A 17,583-nucleotide genomic window follows, 5' to 3' on the forward strand; every position below is an offset into this window, starting at 1 on the left:
CCGAGAAGTGCGAGTCCAGCACTAAAGCCCGATGATTCAATGCGCATCGCGCATGAATCAGCCGGTGCGCCTATGCGCGCTACCCGCCCGCGGGACGTCAAGCCGCCCAGGAGACGCCTGACGGAAGCCCTCGATCGTCGCTTCGGAGTCCGTCGAGCAGATCGAGGAACCTGACCGACGCCGACGGAAGCGTCCGTCTCGCCCTGACGACGATGTCCAGCCGGCGGTCCACGACAGGGCCGACCAGCTGCCGGTACACGACGCGATCCGTTCCCAGGAGCGGCAGCACCAGGGCGGGCATGGCCGAGACCCCGAGCCCGGCGGCGACCAGCCCGCCCACCGTCGCCACGCTGCCCGCCTCCGCCGCCAGCGCCGCCTCGGCTCCCGCCTGTGCGAACGCCGCGTCGGTCAGCCGGCGGACGCTGGAATCCCGGCCGACGGCCAGGAACGACTCGGCGGCCAACTCCTCCCAGGTCACCTCTTCTTGATCGGTGAGCCGATGCCCCTCGGGCAGCACCGCGCGGAAGCGGTCCCGGATGAGCGGGCGGTGTTCGAGCTGACTCGACCCGGAGCCGACCGTGGAGATCGCGAAGTCCGCGTCCCCTGAGAGCACCCTGTCGAGCACCACTTGTTCCAGGCCGTCCATGATGCGCATCGACACCCTCGGCCACTGGCGCCCGAAGTCCGAGATCACCCCCGGCAGCAGCACCGCCGCGACCGACGGCAGCGTGGCCACGGCCACCACCCCGGAGTCCCCCAGCAGGTAGCGCTGCAACTCCTTCATGCCGGAGCGGTGCGCGGAGACGATCTGCTCCGCCACGCGCAGCGTCTCCACGCCCGCCGCGGTGAGCTCCACGTTGCGGGTGTCACGCTCCAGCAGCGTCGCGCCGAGGATCCGCTCCAACTCGGCCACCGCACGGCTGAGCGAGGACTGCGACACATGCATCTCGGCCGCCGCCGCCGTGAAGCTCTTCGCCCTGGCCACCGCCGCATACGCCGCCAGGTGCCGCAAGTTCGCCTCCATGACCAGCGACTATAGGAGCAGGCGCTCGCCAAGGGAACTATTGCGCTTACCGCATAGATAAATCCTGCTTTCGTGCTGGACGCGGGACTTTCATGCCTCCGACACTCGTCCGAAACGCGCCATGGAGCGCGTTCAACCGCCCGAGGCACGAAGTAGGAGAAGGCGAGCTCACCCCATGCTGGCAGCGCTGGGCTTTGCGACGATCGGTCTGTTCCTGCTCCTCACCATGACCAAACGCGTCTCCGTCCTGATCGCGCTGATCGCGATTCCGGTGCTGGCCGCGCTGGCCGGAGGGTTCGCCGGAGATCTGGGCGACATGATGCTCGACGGCCTGGTGACGATCGCCCCGATCAGCATCATGATCGTCTTCGCGGTCCTCTACTTCAGCCTGATGGTCGACGCCGGTCTGTTCGACCCCCTGATCCGCGTCATCCTGCGCGTGGCCGGAGGAGACCCGGTGCGACTGGCTGTCGGCACCGCAGTCCTCACCCTGTGCGTGGCCCTCGACGGCGACGGCGCCTCGACCTTCCTCATCACGGTCTCGGCCCTCCTGCCCGTCTACCGCCGCCTCGGCATGAGCCCACTCGTGCTGTCCGGAATCGTGTGCCTGGGCGCGGGGGTGATGAACATGGTCCCCTGGGGCGGCCCCACCGCGAGCGCGATGACCTCGCTCAAGCTGGACAGCTCCCAAGTCTTCGCCCCAGTCCTGCCCGCGATGGCCGGGGGCATCGCCTGGGTCCTGCTGGCCTCCTACCTGATCGGCCGACGCGAGCGCCGCCGTCTCGGCACGCTCGCCACCGACCTCGTCGGCGCGCGCCCGCTTTCCGAGGAAGGGCAGTCCGGCACCGGTGACGGGCAGCCCGAGTCCGGCGCTGTGGGAGCGAAGCGGCGGGCCGGGGACGGACCGGGCACCCTCAAGGTGCCGGCCCGCCCGCAAGTCGTACTCACCACCTTCAACCTGGCTCTCACCCTCACCCTGATGGTCTGTCTGGTGCTGGAGGTGATGCCGCTGTCGGTGCTCTTCGTCCTCGGGTTCACGATCGCCCTGCTCGTCAATCACCCGCGCTGGGAGAGCCAGCAGGAGCTGCTGGAGCGGCACGGCAAGAGCGTCGTCCTCGTCGCGACGATGACGTTCGCGGGGGGCATCTTCACCGGCATCCTCACCGGCACCAAAATGATCAACGAGATGTCCCAGACGTTGATCGACGTCATTCCCGACTCCCTCGGCGGGCATCTGCCGATCCTGGTCGCCATCACGGCCATGCCACTCAGTCTGGTCTTCACCCCGAGCGCCTACTACTTCGGCATGCTGCCCGTCATCGCCACAACCGCCGCCGGATTCGGGATCCCCACCGAAGAGGTCGCCAGGGCCGCCGTCCTCGGCCAGATGACCACCGGTTTCCCGCTGAGCCCGATGACGGCCTCGACCTTCATCCTCATCGGCATGAGCGGCGTGCAACTCGGCGAGCACCAGCGCTTCATCTTCAAATGGGCGTTCGCCACCACCCTCGTCATGACCGCGATCGCCCTGCTGACCGGCGCTTTCCGCCTATGACCCCGAACAGCCGCCCTGCTCTCCTCGCTCACCGTCTCCCGGATGCCGGAACCTCCCCCGCGAAGGAACATCAAACCCATGAAAACCAAGGCCCCGATCCTCGAAGAGCGCGGACTGTACGTCCCCATGCGCGACGGGGTCCGTCTCCTGACCGACGTATGGCGTCCTGACACGGCCGAGGCTCTGCCCGTGCTCGTCACCCGCTCGCCCTACGGCGAGAAGGTGGTGGAGGCCAACATCGAACCGGCGCGGCTGGCCGCGGAAGGGTTCGTGGTGGTCGTTCAGAACTGCCGCGGCAGATTCGGCTCCGAAGGCGAGTGGTCCTACGTCCACTCGGACGTCAACGACGGCTACGACACCGTCGAATGGGCCGCCGAACAGCCGTGGTCGAACGGCCGGGTGGGCATGTTCGGACACTCCTACCTCGGCAACACGCAGTGGCTGGCCGCCCAGACTCACCCACCGCACCTGGAGGTCATCTCCCCCGAGGCCTGCGCGGGCGACTACTGGGAGGGCACCTTCGGGTCCGGCGGGGCGTTCCGGCTGGCGCTGCGCGTGGGCTGGACGGCCATGGTCGTCGCTCAGATGGCGCCGGAGTGGGGGATCGAGGACGCCGAGCTGGAGCATCTGCGCCAGGTGAACCAGAAGCTGTACGAGGCGGCCCACCGATCCGACCAGGAGGAGTTGCGCGCGGCGCGGCAGAACGTGCGCGGTGCGGTGGAGAAGATCCTGCGACGCCGCCCGCTGCGCGACAATCCGCTGTGGCACGGCAGGGCAACCTGGCTCGACGAGGCGTTCGAGCACGAGTCCCGCACCGACTCCCACTGGCTGAGAGTCAACCCCACCACCCACTACAGCGCGATCGACCTGCCCGCGCTGCATGTCGGCAGCTGGTACGACATCCACCTCCGGGCGACCCTGCGCCACTACACCGAGATGCGCCGCCAGGCGCCGACAGCGCGCGCCCGGCAGGCCCAACGCCTGGTCATCGGCCCGTGGGACCACTGGCACCCGAACGAATCCATCGTGGGCGAGGTCGACTTCGGCCCCGCCGCCGCCATCGACCTCACACGACAGCGGGCGGACTGGTTCCGGCGCTGGCTCCAGGACGAGCCGGCACCGGACTCCCCGCCGGTGCGGATCTTCGTCATGGGCCTGAACGCCTGGCGCGACGAGCAGGAATGGCCCCTGGCACGCACCCGCTACACCCCTTGGTACCTGCACGACGCCGGCCGCCTGTCACCTCGGCCGCCGACGGTTGAAGACGGATCCGACCAGTTCACCTACGATCCGCACGACCCGGTGCCGACAGCGGGCGGCCGCCTGCTGGGCACCGGCGGCGAACAACCGGGTCCCGTGGACCAGCGGTCCATCGGAGACCGCGAAGACGTGCTGACGTACACCTCCGACGAACTCACCGAGGCCATCGAGGTGACAGGGCCGGTGACCATGGACCTGTGGGCGGCGACCGACGCGCCCGACACCGACTTCACGGCGATCCTCGTCGACGTCCACCCGGACGGCAGGACCATCAACCTGTGCGAAGGGATCATCCGAGCACGCCACGCCGGCCCGGTCATGCCACTGGCGCCGAACGCGGTCTACCGCTACACGATCGACCTCGCGGCGACCAGCGCCGTGCTCTTCGCCGGCCACCGGCTGGGCATACGCGTCTCCTCCAGCAGCTTCCCCGAATGGGAACCCAACCCGAACACCGGTAACCCGCTGGGCGTGGACGGAGAGGCGGATCTGCAAGTCGCCCACCAGACGATCCTCCGCGACCGACGGCACCCCAGCCGGATCGTGCTGCCCATCGTCCCGTACGGCACGGAGTGATTCCGCGGCAGCGAGCCGGCCCCCCTCGACGAGGCGTCACCCCAGGCACCCCAGCTATCCCAGAACAGGAACCACCCCATGACATCTCCCATCCCGGCCGAGATGATCGAGGCCCTCAAGAACGTCGATCTCGGCTCCGTGTCCTACCGCCCCACGGCCACGATCGGGTCGACGGACCCGTCCTTCCGCTATGACCGGCCGGCGACCCATGGAATTCACCGCGAGACCGTTCGGGTTCCCATGCGCGACGGCAGCCACCTGGAGTGCGATCTGCTGCGCCCGGCAGGGCCGGACGGCGAGCCGGTCGAGGGCCGCTTTCCGGGGATCGTCTACGAACTCAACGCCTACAGTGCCCGCGACCTCTTCGTGCATGGGGCCGCGTACTTCGTCCAGCGCGGCTACGTGGCCGCCGTCGCCTCGGTCCGTGGGTCGGGGGGAACACCGGGTCATGTGGTCCCCTTCGGCCGGCAGGAACAGGAGGACGACCACGACCTGGTCGAATGGCTCGCCGGCCGGCCCTTCTGCACCGGCCGGATCGGGCAGATGGGGGTCAGTTACGGCGGCCACCTCACCTACTTGGCTGCCGCGAACCGACCGCCTCACCTGGTGGCCGCGATCCCGGTGCAGGCCTTCAGCGACTGGTACGAGAACACCGTCTTCCGCGGCGGCATCGCCAATGCCCGCATCCGTGACTGGCAGCGCGCCACCGCCCCCGACACCCTCGACATCTATCCCGAGCACCCGCTCTACGACGACTTCTGGCGCGAACGCAGCGTCAAGGCCCGGTGGGAGAACCTGACCATCCCGGTTCTGGACGTCGGCGGCTGGCTGGACACCTATCGCAGCGGCATGGTCGAGAACTTCACCGCCCGCCCGGAGAACACCTGGATGGTGGCGGGCCCCTGGGAGCACGGCATGCTTCCCGGCCAGATCGAGGACATCGGCGCCGCCTGCTACCTCGCCTGGTGGGACCACTGGCTCACCGAACTCCCCGCCCCCCTCCCGCAGGCCAAGGTGACCTCGTACGAGATGCCGCACCACGGCTGGCGCCAGTTCACCGCGTGGCCGCCCACCGAAGCCCGGGAGACCCGCTGGGTCCCGGCGCCCGGCGGTGCCCTGGGGACCGTGACTGGCCGGCAGCCGCCGTCGGAGGCGGAGTTCGAGACACACGGTCAAGGAGTGCGGTTCACCACGGAACCCCTGGAGCGCGACGTCACGATGGTCGGCAACGCCGTGCTGACGCTTCAGGCTGCGTTCAGCGCCGACGACGGACACATTGCCGTGGTGCTGGAGGACGTCGACGAGCACGGAGAGGCCGTTCGCGTCACCCAGGGCTGGCTCAAGGCCAGTCACCGCGACGGCCACGAACACCAAGTACCCGTGGTCCCGGGGACGTTCCACGACGTGCAGGTCACGTTGTGGCCCGCACACCACCGCATCGTCGCGGGGCACTCCCTGCGGATGACGGTCTCCAGCCAGGACTACCCGAACATCGACTCCGACGCGCCGCCCGGCACCGTGACCCTGTGGCTCGGAGACTCGGCCACCCACCTGACAAGTCCGGTCATGCCCGCCTGAACAAGCCGACGGAACGGAGGAGATGGGCGGGTTCTTGGTCTACACCAAGCGCCTCTGTCCCCGTATCCTCATCCGTGCCAGTAGCACACCATCCCCCCACCCAGGTTGCGTGCTGGCGCGGGCGACACCCCCCTGAACCTGCCCTAGCAGCCGGGTGACTTCCCCCCATTCACCGCCTCCAGGAGGATCACGGTGAGAGTTCGCACCAGAAGCTCGGCGATCATCGGCACCATCTGCCTGGTCGCTTCCCTCGCCTTGACCACGGCGTCCGCCGACGAGTCCGCCGCCCCACGGCAGGCAGCGAAGGTCGCGCTCAACAACGTGGCCACGGCCCAGAACCCGACCGCCGGCACCGCCGGTCCCGGTGGCACGGTCTGGATTGCCGAACGCGCAGGCACCGTAAGGGCCTTGAACGACTCTGGGCTCGGCGAACCCGTCCTCGACATCTCCAGCGAGACCACCACCGACGGCGAACGTGGCCTGCTGGGCATCACGTTCGACGACGAGTTCGCGCACTTCTACATCTCGTTCACGAACCTCGAAGGCACCAGCACCGTGGACGAGTTCGCCGTAAAGGACGGCAAGCTCCAGCCGGACACCCGGCGTACCGTCCTCACCCAGACACAGCCCTACTCGAACCACAACGGCGGCGACATCAGCTTCGGCCCCGACGGCTACCTCTACATCGCGTTCGGCGACGGGGGCGCGGGCGGCGACCCGCACGGCAACGGCCAGAACCTCGACACACTGCTCGGCAAGCTCCTGCGGATCGACCCGACCGGCGGCACACCGTACGCGATTCCGCCGGACAACCCGTTCGTGGGCGACCCGAACGCGAAGGACGAGATCTGGGCGTACGGGCTGCGCAACCCGTGGCGGTTCTCCTTCGACTCGGGCACAGGCGATCTGCTGATCGGTGACGTCGGCCAGAGCGACTGGGAGGAGATCGACTGGGCCCCGGCGAGCAGCAAGGGCGGCGAGAACTACGGCTGGTCCCAGATGGAGGGCAACCATCCCTTCCGCGGCGGCACCGAGCCCGCGAACCATGTGCCGCCGGTCCACGAGTACGACCGCACCGGCCTGGGCTGCTCGGTGACCGGCGGCTATGTCTACCGAGGCAACGCGATCCCGGACCTCAAGGGTCAGTACGTGTTCAGCGACTACTGCGACGGCACCGTCCGCTCTCTCCAGATGGAGAACGGCAAGGTGACCGGCGTGAACGACCTCGCAGTCAACGGCGGCGAGGTCGTGTCGTTCGCGCAGGGCGGCAACGGCGAGCTGTACGTGCTCGCCATCGGTGGCAGCGTCTTCCGCATCGACCCGGCGTAACGCTTGCCGCCGGGCCCGGCCAGGGCGCTCAGTCACAGGATCTGTGACTGAGCGCTCAACACCCCTGCCTCAGCTCCTCCAGCTGCTCCTCCAGCGGCCCCAGACCGACATCGCGGCGGCGTTCGTCGAGGCTTTCGGGCTGGCGTATCGGGTACGGGCGCAACGTACCGGGGTTGACGCGGGTGCCGTAGAACTGCGGCAGACCCCGCTCGACGGCGCAGTGGTCGGCGATGTACGCGAGATGGACGGCGGGACATCGGCCGTCCAGGGTGGCCTGGGCGATCAGGTCGCGGCAGGAGAACTGGAAGTCGAGGTCCGGGGCGTGCAGCAGGATCATCAGGGCCGCTGTCGAGGCCGAGGCGCCCACCTGGTCGGCGGTCGGCCAACCATGGCGGTGGACGACGTCCTTGAGTGCATCGCTGTTGGCGCGGCGGCACGCGACGATGTCATGCCGGCCCTGCGGGGTGGGGTCGGTCTGCGCCCGCCGCATGAGTGCCCGTTCGTGGTCGGCCCGGCGCTGTAGGTCCACGGCAAGGGCGGCCGCGCCCGGCCGCAACAGATGTGCCCCACTCTCCTGGCTCTCCTGCGGCGCACGGCCTGCCCCGGTACTTCCCGTGCCGTCGAATCGGCTCTCGTCGCCGGAGTCGCTCGCCCTTTCCTCGCCCGGCGTCAGGCGCCCCAGCGCGCCCTTCACGGCGCCAACCCCAGCTCCAGGGTGAACCAGACCCGCTTGCCCGGGGTGCCCGGGTCCGGGGGTGAGACACCCCAGTCGTCGGCCAGCGCGGCCACGATGGCCAGCCCACGACCCGACTCCTCGGCTCCGTCCGCCGTACGCAGTCGCGGCAGGAGCGGTGAGTGGTCGGCGACGGTCACCCGCAGCTCCTGTTCGGTGGCCTCGATGGTGAGGGTGACGGTGTCGCCGGGGCCGGTGCGTGCGTGCCGGACCGCGTTGGCGAACAGTTCGTCCGTGGCGAGGACGGCGTTGTCCAGGTACTCGGGCGGCAGCCGCAGCCGCCCGAGTTGCTCGGTGACCAGGTGCCGTACGTCTGCGGCACGCGCGGGCTGGGCCGGGATCGTGGCGTGGAGGTGGGGAGGTCTGTTCACCGGGATCACGGTCTGACGCGGCTGACCGCTGGGGGCACGGTCTGCCTGTGGGGCGTGTGCGGAGTGGGGCGACGGCCCGTGGCGCTGTGCCCTGGGTGCCGTCATGGGTCCTCCTTGTGGGGGCAGCGCGGTGGGGGAAGTGTTGGCTGCATATGCAGCCAACAGCCGGGACCGGTGGCCGGACCAGGGGGTGTGCGGGTTGTCCGGTTGCGGGCGCGTAGTGGTGCGGGAGGTATGTTCGAGTGTGTGAGGAACGTGCACGACGGCCGGGCGGGGGCGGCGCGCCAGGAGTCCGGTGGGGGGTCCGGCGTGCGCGGCAAGCGTGTGCTGGTCACGGGCGGCACACGGGGTCTGGGCGAGCAGATCGTGCGGCTCCTGGTGGCCGAGGGGGCGTGGGTGGCCACCTGTGCGCGTACCGAGCGCGACCTGGAGACGATGGCCGTGTCGCTGGCCGGCGAGGGCGGCAGGCCCTTGTTCACCCGGGCGCTCGACGTCACCGAGCCGGCGAGGCTGGAACAGTTCGCGATGGCAGCGGCGCAACGTTTCGGCGGCCTCGACGGAGTGGTGGCCTGTGCGGGTGGCTCTCGCGGAGGCGGCTTCGAGCAGACCGACGCCGCGGACTGGGCCGCGACGTGGGAGCTGAACGTCGGTCACGCGGTGCGCCTCGTACGTGCCGCGATCCCGCATCTGCGGGACGCCGGCGGCGGCTCGGTCGTGCTGATCTCGTCGATCTCCGGCTGGAAGCCCGGTCCGCCGATCCAGTACGGGGCCGCGAAGTCCGCCCAGATTCACCTGGCCGCGTCGCTCGCCCGTGAGCTCGGCCCGGACGGGATCCGGGTGAACGCCGTCTCCCCGGGGTCGATGCTCATCCCCGGCCGACGCTGGGATCGCATGCGCCGGGAGGATCCGGAACGCTTCGCCGGGTTCGCGGCGGCGGAGCTGCCGGGCGGAGAGCTGGTCGCGCCGCAGGAGGTGGCGCGGGTGGTGGCGTTCCTGTTGTCCGACTGGTCGAGTGGTGTCTCGGGGGCCCATCTGCCCGTGGACCGGGCGCAGAACGCCCCGTCCCCGGACGGGTACTGAGGCGGGTCGCCGGGTCACGCCGCCGCCCCCAGCACCACCCGGGACCGGCGCTCGAACTCCCGTACAAGGGGCTCGTGGCGGTGGGACTCCAGCCGCCTGCGGAAGTCGCGCAGGGCCTGGATGGAGCGTTCGCTGTGCACGGTGGCGAGGGTGTCGAGTGCCTCGGTGGCGGTGCCGACGGCCTCGTCCAGCCGGTTCTGCTGGAGGTGGGCCGTGGCCAGGACGGAGCGGCTGATGGCCTGGCGCCTGCGCCGGTTGGCGTTGGCGCTCACCGACTCGCTCGCCGTGCGTTCCGCCTGGCCGGCGAGTCCCAGGTCGCGGAAGCAGAGCGCTGATTCGGCCTGTAGGTAGTGGCCGTCGAGGAAGCGCACCCAGGGGGATTCCTGTTCGGTACCGCGGCTGGCATCGAGGTGCCGCTCGGCCTGGCGCAGCGCGTCGCCCACTTCCCGTGCGTGCCCTTGGGCCGCGTGTCCGCGGGCCGACATGGCGTACAGGCGCATCAGGCCCAGCGGGCTGCCCGCTCCCTTGGCGGTGACGATGCCCGCCCGGGCCAGGCAGACCCCTTCGTCGGGGCGGCCGAGACTGGTGGCCAGGTGGGACAGTCCGGCCAGGATCTGCCCGCCGAGAACCCGGTCGCCGCCCTCGGCGCACAGGCGCAGCGCCTGGATCATGTAACGCTGGGCCAGTCCGTACTCCCCCGCGTCGTACGAGCTCCAGCCGGCCATCGCGGCCAGCCTGGCCGCGGCGGTGTACAGGGGGCGCTGCACCTGCGGGGACGTGCCGCGGCGCTGGAGCATCGGGACGACCTCGGTGGAGAGGTAGTGCACGATGCTGGTGCGCACCCCGCCGCCGCCGTAGTGGTTGTCCATCTCGTCGAACATGGCGATCATCGCGTGCACCTGTTCGACCGGGCCGCCGTCGGCCACCGACGTCAACTGCCCGGCGTCCTGGTTCTCCAGCAGCCACAGCAGCCACTCGCGCTGAGGGTCGGTCAGGGCGCCGGCGACGAAGGGCACCGAGCCGAGCAGGCTGTGCCGGGAGATGTCGGTCGACCCCAGTTCGGCCAGCGCGTGCAGCGTGTCCGCCATGTCCTCGCCGTATGCGAGCGTCCTGGCCACGACCGGGCGTTGCTGGTCGGGTTGGAAGCCGAGGTCCGCGGGTGACACGGCGCGGCCGAGCCGCTCGGACAGTACAGCCGCGATCAACTCAGGTGTCCTGCCGCGAGGTTGCTGCCCCTGAAGCCAACGGGTCACCGACGCCTTGTCATAGCTCGAGTCGGCGCCCTGGCAGTGACCGAGTTCGTTGACCCGAAGGGCGAGGGAGGCGTAGGAGCAGCCGGACTCCTTCAGCGCGGCCGCCAGTGCCGCATTGCCTCCGGCGGGGCCCTTGCCCGGGCTCCTTGCGTGTCCGTCGGTCACGGTGGCCATCCAGGTCTCGCATCAGTTCGTGTGCCGCGCCATGCCTGCCGGGCCGTCAAGTCAGCGCCACCCGAGCAGAGTTGACCCTCCTCGCGCCGCTCCGCACGAGAGGTCCCACGAGAACTATCGTGGCGTAGATACTCGATACGCAACCTGCGTTCTGATAATTTCGTATCGATCCGCATCGCTCTGTCTGTGTCATCGACGGCGTGGCACACTGCACGCTGAGATGACCTCTGAGGGGGGTAGGACGTGAGCGAGAACCGCTCCAGCGGCAGTGCACCCACCGTCCTGCGGATGGTCCTCGGCAAGCGGCTGAAGCAGCTGCGAGAGCAGGCCGGCGTTTCCTTCGAGGAGGCCGCGCGGGCCATCGAGGTCACCGCGCTCACCGTCCGGCGGATCGAGAAGGCCGAGGTCGGACTGCGCATTCCGTACGTGAAGGAGTTGCTGCGCACCTACGGCGTCCCGACAGCGGAGATCGACGACTTCCTCGACCTGGCCCGCAAGGCGAACCAGCCCGGGTGGTGGTACCAGTACCGCGATGTGCTCCCGGAGTGGTTCAAGGCGTACGTGAGCCTGGAGAGCGAAGCATCGGTCATCCGTCTCTACGAACCCCACTACGTCCCCGGCCTGTTGCAGACGCACGAGTACGCCGCCGCGCTGATGCGCGTCGGCTTCCCCGACGAGCCGAAGGAGGAGACAGCCCGCCGCGTCGATCTGCGGCTCAAACGCCAGGATCTGCTCGCCAAGCCGGACGCACCGGCCCTCTGGGCCGTCCTGGACGAGACGGTGCTGCGCCGGTCGGTGGGCGGGACCGAGGTGATGCGGGCTCAGATCGACCGCCTGCACGAGGCCCTGGACATGCCGAAGGTCCGGATCCAGGTCATGCGTTTCACAGCGGGCGCCCACCCCGGCGCCTTCGGGCCGTTCCACCACTTTCGCTTCGGGTTCTCCGAACTGCCCGACATCGTCTACATGGAGAGCCTGGCCGGCGCGGTCTACGTGGACCGGCCGGAGGAAGTCGTCGCCTATCTCGAAGTACTGGACCGGATGTCCGTGCAGGCGGAGCCGGTCGATCGAACCCGGGCCATCCTGGGTGAACTGCGTAAGGAGTTGTGATCCATGGGATCCAAGGGCCCCATCTACAGCGGTATGTCGGCCTCCGAACTGGGAACCGAGGGCTGGCACAAGCCCTGGAGCGGCACCAACGGCGGCAGTTGCGTCGAGGCCAAGCGGCTGTCCGACGGCAGCGTCGCCTTCCGCCAGTCCACGGACCCCGAGGGTCCCGCGCTGGTCTACTCACGGGACGAGATGATCGTGTTCCTGGAAGGCGCCAAGGCCGGCCAGGCCGACTTCCTGGTCGCCTGAGCACCCACCCCGCGCGCTGCACCACTACGCCCGCACAACCGGACAACCCGCACGCCCACTCCCGCCGTGCGGGTCGTCCGTCCACACTGAACAGGTTCGTCGCCTCGAAGGAAGTGGTATGCGCGCCTCGCCCCGACTCCCCCGCCGGACCGTGCGTTCCACGGCGGCGGCATGAACCTCCCGCAGGCGCTCATCCGCCACCGAACGCTGGTCATCGAGGGCCCCGACGGCATCTCCCGCAGCGGTCTCATCGCCGGGCTGACCCACCACGGCTTCCTGATCCAGCACCTGGCGGACCGTCTGCACCATGTGGACCCGACCCGGCCCCACCGCGAACTCCTCGCCTCGCCGGGGCGCGTGGCCCTCGACGGCAGCATCATCCACGAACTCGTCTACGGGCCGCTGCGCCGCGGCCACTCCCGGGTGACCTGGATCCAGGCACTCGACTTCGCCGAATCCGTGGCCGAACGCGACGGCGCCCTCATTCACCTCACGGCACCCGGGCACGTCGCCCGCCCCGCCCCCACGGACTTCGCCGAGGCGGCCGACGCCTACGCCCGGGCGATGCGAACCCTCGCCCAACACGTTCCCGTCGTCACCCTCGACACGGGCGACCTCGGCCACCCGCCCCGCTCGAGCGCCCCCGCGCGCTGCGAACTCGGCCGGAACAAGCAGCAGTTGACGGTACGTTGGTAACAGACCTCGTGACGCACGGCAGGAGAACTCCCATGACAGACGGCCGGCCCGCCCCCGACCAAGAAGCACTGTCCAGGATCGACACCACGGTGCCGCACTCCGCCCGCATCTGGAACTACTGGATGGGAGGCAAGGACAACTACGAGGTCGACCGGCTCGCCGGCGACGCCTACCGCGAGACCGCACCGAACATCGAGACCATGGCCCGCGCCTCCCGCCAGTACCTGATCCGCACCGTGACCTTCGTGGCCGGCGAACTCGGCATCCGCCAGTTCCTCGACATCGGCACCGGCCTGCCCACGTACGACAACACCCACCAGGTCGCGCAGCGGATGGCACCCGAGTCACGCATCGTCTACGCCGACAACGACCCGCTCGTCCTGAGGCACGCCCAGGCCCTGCTCACCAGCACCCCCGAAGGCATCACCGAGTACGTCGACGCTGATCTGCACGAACCGGAGAAGATCCTCGAAGCGGCAGGCCGGATCCTGGACTTCGACCAGCCGGTCGCCCTCATGCTCATGGGCATCCTCGGCCACATCCAGGACTACGAGGAGGCCAAGTCCATCGTCAGCCGCCTCCAGGCGGCCCTGTGTCCCGGCAGCTACTTCGTGCACTACGACAGCACGGACACGGACGAGGAACTCAAGCGGGCACAGCAGGGCTACGACGACACCGGCGCCATCCCGTACGTCCTGCGCAGCCCCCAGCAGATCTCCGCGTACTACGAGGGCCTGGAACTGCTCGAACCCGGCATCGTCTCCTGCCCCCTGTGGCGCCCGGAACCCGGCACCACGCCCAAGCCCACCGACGTCTACGGCGGCGTGGCCCGCAAGCCCTGACTCCGTACGGGTCGGTGACGGACATGGAGTAAACCCGCCGCCTCCCGCGTTGTAACGGCTTCTACGGCCATGACAACGGGTGGACCTCGGTCCGCCGCCGGGAGGGACGGGAGCCGATGAGCCTTCGTCAGTACGAGTACGCGCTGGCCGTCGCCGAGGAGGGTTCGGTGACGGCGGCGGCGGAGCTGCTGCACGTCGCTCAACCGTCGGTGTCCCAGCAGATCCGCGGCCTGGAGCGGGAACTCGGCGTGGAGCTGTTCGCCCGCACCCCGACCGGACTGGTGCCCACCGTGGTCGGCCGGGCGTTCCTGCGGGAGGCGGAGGTCGCGGTGAGCGCGTCGCGGCGGGCGAGGGCGACCGCGCGGGCCGGTGCCGACGAGCTGGTGGGCGAGCTGGTGGTCTCGGTGCAGATGGGCTTCGGCACGCGGCAGCTGCCGGGCGCGCTGGGCGAGTTGCGTCGCCGCTACCCACGGCTGGAGATCACCGTCTTCGAGGAGCCGAGCTCCGCCGAGCTGGAGCGGCTGTGCCGCCGGGGAGTGTGTGACCTCGCCCTGATGGCGGCGTGCGAACGGACCCCCGCCGACGCCCACCACCTCGGCGACGAGGAGTTCGTCGTGGTGCTGGGCGCCGGGCACCGGCTGCTCGCCGCGGACCGGGTCGAGCTGCGGGAACTGGACGGGGAGCCGTGGGTGAGGTTCGACCGCGACAGCGCGCTCGACGGTGTGCTGCTGGAGGTACTGCGGGGCAACGATCTGACCCCGACCACGGCCGCCCGCGTCTCCCAGACGGCGACGGCCGTACGCTGGGCCGCTCACGGGCTGGGGGTGACGCTCGTCCCGGCCTCCGCGGTGCCCCACGGTCACGAGCACCTGGTTCGCCCGGTGTTCCCGGTGGTGTCCCAGCCCGTCATCGCCGTGCTCCGGCAGGGCGCGGGCCCGGCGGAGACGGCCCTGCTGGAACTCCTGCGCAAGGAGACCTGGTCCGATTCCGCTTCCTTCTCACCGGTGTCCTGACGGCCAGGAAGGAAGCGGGCGCCGCCGAATTAACTTTTATCGAAACCGGCGCATTATCGAAACTGGCGCTTTATCGAAACTCGCGTTCCGGAATTCCGTCGGCGTCAGCCCCGCGGGAATTCACCGCCGTCCACGACGAGATTGCTCCCGGTCAGCCAGCTCGCCCGGTCGGACACGAGGAACAGCACCGCGTGGGCGATGTCGTCGGGCTGACCGTCGCGCCCCAGCGGCGGGGTGTCGGCGGCGCTGGGCTGGCCCGGCACCCCGGCCAGGCGTGCCCACTGCTCCCGCGTCGCTTCGCCGCCGGGGGTGGCGGTTCGGCCGGGAGTCACGGTGTTGACCCGGATACCGAACGGGGCCAGCTCCAACGCCAGTCCGCGGCTGTAGTTCTCCAGCGCCGCCTTCGCCGCCGTGTAGTGCAGGAACGGTCCCATCGGGGTGAGGACCGCGGCCGAGGAGACGTGCACGATCATCCCCGAACGCCGTTCCCGCATCCCCGGTACCAGCAGCGAGTCCAGCCGCACCGACGCCAGGTAGTTCAATTCCAGCGCGCCCTGCCACTCCTCGTCGGGAATGGCCGAAGCGTCCTTGTACGGTTGCGCCCCACCCGCGTTGTGGACCACGACGTCCACCCCGCCGAGCACCTCATGGGCGGCCGCGGCGAGCGCCTCCGCGCCGGCCCGTGTCCGCACGTCGGCCTCCACGAAGGTGGCTCCCTCCGGCACCGTGCTCGTCGCCGACCTGGCGGTCGTGAGCACCTCGGCGCCCGCGTACAGGAGTTGGCGCACGACGGCCGCGCCGATCCCGCGAGAACCGCCCGTGACCAGGGCCCGCTTTCCCTTGAGTTCTCGCATTCCCGATCCGTTTCCGCTCGTGGTCATGCCACCGGCCCTCTCAATTACGTATTCGTCCACTCGACGGAACAGGGTCGAGCTGTTTCACGGTACGGCCGGAAATGAAGGGGAGGCAAAGACGAAATGCCAGCAGGCGATATAGGGAATTCCTATGGCGGGCGACCGACAGTCGCCGATGCAGTCATTCGACCGAAGAGAGACCCGTGGCGCAGGCGTAGCTTCGCGCTGAGTTGATGCTCTCGTACGGCCGAAGGGCGCCACCATGACCGAGAACTCCACCGTCCGCAGCGTCACATACGACCTGCTGCGCTCCCTGCGACTGACCACGGTGTTCGGCAACCCCGGATCGACCGAGCAGACCTTCCTTCAGGAATTTCCCGACGACTTCAACTACGTCCTGGCGCTCCAGGAGGCGTCGGCCATGGCGATGGCCGACGCCTTCGCCCAGGTCACGCGCCGCCCCGCACTGATCAACCTGCACTCCTCCGCCGGGGTGGGAAACTCCATGGGCAACCTGGTCGCCGCCTACCGGGGGAACACACCACTCATCATCACCTCGGGGCAGCAGCACCGGGAGCTACTGATCGGTGAGCCCTACCTGGGCAATCGCGAGTCCACCACGCTGCCCAAGCCCTGGGTGAAGTGGTCCTACGAACCGGCCCGCGCGCAGGACGTCCCCGAAGCCTTCCTGCGCGCCTACGCGGTGGCGCTGCAACCCCCGGCCGGGCCGGTCTACCTGTCGATCCCGATGGACGACTGGAACCAGCCACTGGACGGCTTCACCAGGACGCGCACCATCAGCGACAAGGTCTCCCCCGACATCGAGCGGCTACGGCTTTTCGCCGACCGCATCTCGGCCAGCCGCAGCCCCGCCCTGGTCTTCGGACCCGAGGTGGACCGCGCCGGCGGCTGGGACGCGGCGATCGCCCTGGCGGAGAAGCTCCGCGCGTCCGTCTACGGTGCCCCGCTGCTGGACCGCGCCTCCTTCCCCGAGGACCACCCGCTCTTCCGCGGTCCGCTCGGTCTGTCCGTGAAGACCATCAGCGACCACCTGACCGCACACGACCTGGTGATCGTCATCGGCGCCGAGGTCTTCCGCTACTACCCCTACGTCCCCGGCGACTACCTCCCGGCCGGCACCGAGCTGCTGCACATCACCTCCGACCCCGCCGTCGCCGCGTACGCACGCATGGGCGACAGCCTCCTCGGCGACACCCGGACGGCCATCGAGCTGCTGGTGGACCTGGTCGCGGACGGCACGGCCCGCGTCGCCCCCGAACCGATGCCGCGGCCCAGGCAGCTCCCGCAGACCCCGGGCAACCCGCTGAGCCCTCCCGAGGTCTACGCCACGCTGAGCAGGGTCAGGCCCGCCGACGCGGTCATCGTGAACGAGTCGACGTCCACGATGGCCCAGCAGATCGAGTGGCTGCCCACCGTGCGGTCCGGATCGTTCTTCGCCACGGCCAGCGGCGGAATCGGCTGGGGCACTCCGGCGGCCGTCGGCGTCGCTCTGGCCGACCGCGCGGACGGGTTCAGCCGCCCGGTGATCGGGCTGATCGGCGACGGCTCCTTCCAGTATTCCGTGCAGGGCATCTGGACGGCCGCCCAGCACCGGCTGCCGATCGTCTACGTGGTCATGCGCAACCACGAGTACTCCATCCTCAAGTCCTTCGCCGTGCTGGAGGAAACACCGGGCGTGCCAGGGCTCGACCTGCCCGGCATCGACATCGCCTCCGTGGCCCGCGGTTACGGCTGCCGCACCGCCGAGGTGGAGACCGCCGAAGACCTGGAAAAGGAGTTCACCGCCGCCCTGAACGCGGAAACCACCACGGTCATCGTGGTCTCCACGCAGCCCCAGAAGGCCATGCTGTAGCGCCACCGAGGAA

16 protein-coding genes are annotated in these 17,583 nt (G+C 69.6%); 11 read left to right on the top strand and 5 right to left on the bottom strand.

Annotated features, from left to right (window positions below; all coding sequences use genetic code 11):
• Nucleotides 1-97 precede the first annotated feature (97 nt).
• Nucleotides 98-1,024 carry a LysR substrate-binding domain-containing protein gene (locus ACIHFB_RS01375; protein WP_400124863.1) on the bottom strand — a complete coding sequence of 309 codons (927 nt, stop codon included), beginning with the start codon at nt 1,022-1,024 and terminating at the stop codon, nt 98-100.
• 175 nt (nt 1,025-1,199) lie between these two features.
• Between ACIHFB_RS01375 and ACIHFB_RS01380 the strand changes: the two genes are divergently transcribed.
• The 4 genes from ACIHFB_RS01380 to ACIHFB_RS01395 all read left to right on the top strand — a co-directional run bounded on the left by ACIHFB_RS01380 (nt 1,200) and on the right by ACIHFB_RS01395 (nt 7,322).
• Nucleotides 1,200-2,579: a citrate:proton symporter gene (locus tag ACIHFB_RS01380; protein ID WP_365282300.1), complete on the top strand. Its 1,380-nt coding sequence runs from the start codon at nt 1,200-1,202 to the stop codon at nt 2,577-2,579.
• Between the two features lie 78 nt (nt 2,580-2,657).
• On the top strand, nt 2,658-4,415 hold the full coding sequence (locus ACIHFB_RS01385; protein WP_365282301.1) for a CocE/NonD family hydrolase: 1,758 nt from the start codon (nt 2,658-2,660) through the stop codon (nt 4,413-4,415).
• Nucleotides 4,416-4,493: 78 nt separating this feature from the next.
• A complete protein-coding gene (locus ACIHFB_RS01390) occupies nt 4,494-5,993 on the top strand; it encodes a CocE/NonD family hydrolase (RefSeq protein ID WP_400124864.1) in 1,500 nt (499 codons plus the stop codon).
• 192 nt (nt 5,994-6,185) lie between these two features.
• On the top strand, nt 6,186-7,322 hold the full coding sequence (locus ACIHFB_RS01395) for a PQQ-dependent sugar dehydrogenase (RefSeq protein WP_365282303.1): 1,137 nt from the start codon (nt 6,186-6,188) through the stop codon (nt 7,320-7,322).
• A gap of 55 nt (nt 7,323-7,377) precedes the next feature.
• On the opposite strand, the gene ACIHFB_RS01400 is transcribed toward ACIHFB_RS01395, so the two are convergent.
• Nucleotides 7,378-8,016, bottom strand: coding sequence for a DUF6624 domain-containing protein (locus tag ACIHFB_RS01400; RefSeq protein ID WP_365282304.1), 639 nt, complete (start codon nt 8,014-8,016; stop codon nt 7,378-7,380).
• Nucleotides 8,013-8,426, bottom strand: a complete 414-nt coding sequence (locus tag ACIHFB_RS01405; protein ID WP_365282305.1) for an ATP-binding protein — start codon at nt 8,424-8,426, stop codon at nt 8,013-8,015. The genes ACIHFB_RS01400 and ACIHFB_RS01405 overlap by 4 nt, the downstream gene beginning before the upstream one ends.
• 255 nt (nt 8,427-8,681) lie before the next feature.
• On the opposite strand from ACIHFB_RS01405, the gene ACIHFB_RS01410 reads away from it, so the two are divergent.
• The gene (locus ACIHFB_RS01410) at nt 8,682-9,506 is read left to right on the top strand and encodes an SDR family NAD(P)-dependent oxidoreductase (protein WP_400125577.1); all 825 of its coding nucleotides are present in this window, start codon (nt 8,682-8,684) and stop codon (nt 9,504-9,506) included.
• A 14-nt stretch (nt 9,507-9,520) separates the two neighbouring features.
• Here the strand turns inward: ACIHFB_RS01410 and ACIHFB_RS01415 are convergent, their stop codons facing one another.
• Complete coding sequence (locus tag ACIHFB_RS01415; RefSeq protein ID WP_400124865.1) at nt 9,521-10,933, bottom strand: hypothetical protein; 1,413 nt, start codon at nt 10,931-10,933, stop codon at nt 9,521-9,523.
• A gap of 243 nt (nt 10,934-11,176) precedes the next feature.
• Between ACIHFB_RS01415 and ACIHFB_RS01420 the strand changes: the two genes are divergently transcribed.
• From ACIHFB_RS01420 to ACIHFB_RS01440, 5 genes are all read left to right on the top strand, one after another.
• Nucleotides 11,177-12,043, top strand: coding sequence for a helix-turn-helix domain-containing protein (locus ACIHFB_RS01420; protein WP_400124866.1), 867 nt, complete (start codon nt 11,177-11,179; stop codon nt 12,041-12,043).
• A 3-nt stretch (nt 12,044-12,046) separates the two neighbouring features.
• A complete protein-coding gene (locus tag ACIHFB_RS01425) occupies nt 12,047-12,292 on the top strand; it encodes a DUF397 domain-containing protein (RefSeq protein ID WP_365282309.1) in 246 nt (81 codons plus the stop codon).
• Between the two features lie 171 nt (nt 12,293-12,463).
• Nucleotides 12,464-12,988: a hypothetical protein gene (locus ACIHFB_RS01430; protein ID WP_400124867.1), complete on the top strand. Its 525-nt coding sequence runs from the start codon at nt 12,464-12,466 to the stop codon at nt 12,986-12,988.
• 32 nt (nt 12,989-13,020) lie between these two features.
• Complete coding sequence (locus ACIHFB_RS01435) at nt 13,021-13,830, top strand: SAM-dependent methyltransferase (RefSeq protein WP_365282311.1); 810 nt, start codon at nt 13,021-13,023, stop codon at nt 13,828-13,830.
• Nucleotides 13,831-13,946: 116 nt separating this feature from the next.
• The gene (locus tag ACIHFB_RS01440; RefSeq protein WP_365282312.1) at nt 13,947-14,843 is read left to right on the top strand and encodes a LysR family transcriptional regulator; all 897 of its coding nucleotides are present in this window, start codon (nt 13,947-13,949) and stop codon (nt 14,841-14,843) included.
• A 104-nt stretch (nt 14,844-14,947) separates the two neighbouring features.
• Here ACIHFB_RS01440 and ACIHFB_RS01445 read toward each other — a convergent pair whose 3' ends face one another.
• Nucleotides 14,948-15,724 (bottom strand): SDR family oxidoreductase, encoded by a 777-nt coding sequence (locus tag ACIHFB_RS01445; protein ID WP_400124868.1) that lies wholly within the window; start codon nt 15,722-15,724, stop codon nt 14,948-14,950.
• A gap of 235 nt (nt 15,725-15,959) precedes the next feature.
• Here ACIHFB_RS01445 and mdlC point away from each other — a divergent pair, with 235 nt between their 5' ends.
• The gene (gene mdlC, locus ACIHFB_RS01450; RefSeq protein ID WP_400124869.1) at nt 15,960-17,570 is read left to right on the top strand and encodes a benzoylformate decarboxylase; all 1,611 of its coding nucleotides are present in this window, start codon (nt 15,960-15,962) and stop codon (nt 17,568-17,570) included.
• The last annotated feature ends 13 nt before the right edge of the window (nt 17,571-17,583 follow it).

The sequence above is a fragment of the Streptomyces sp. NPDC051963 genome (genome assembly GCF_044593495.1).
Lineage (GTDB): Bacteria > Actinomycetota > Actinomycetes > Streptomycetales > Streptomycetaceae > Streptomyces.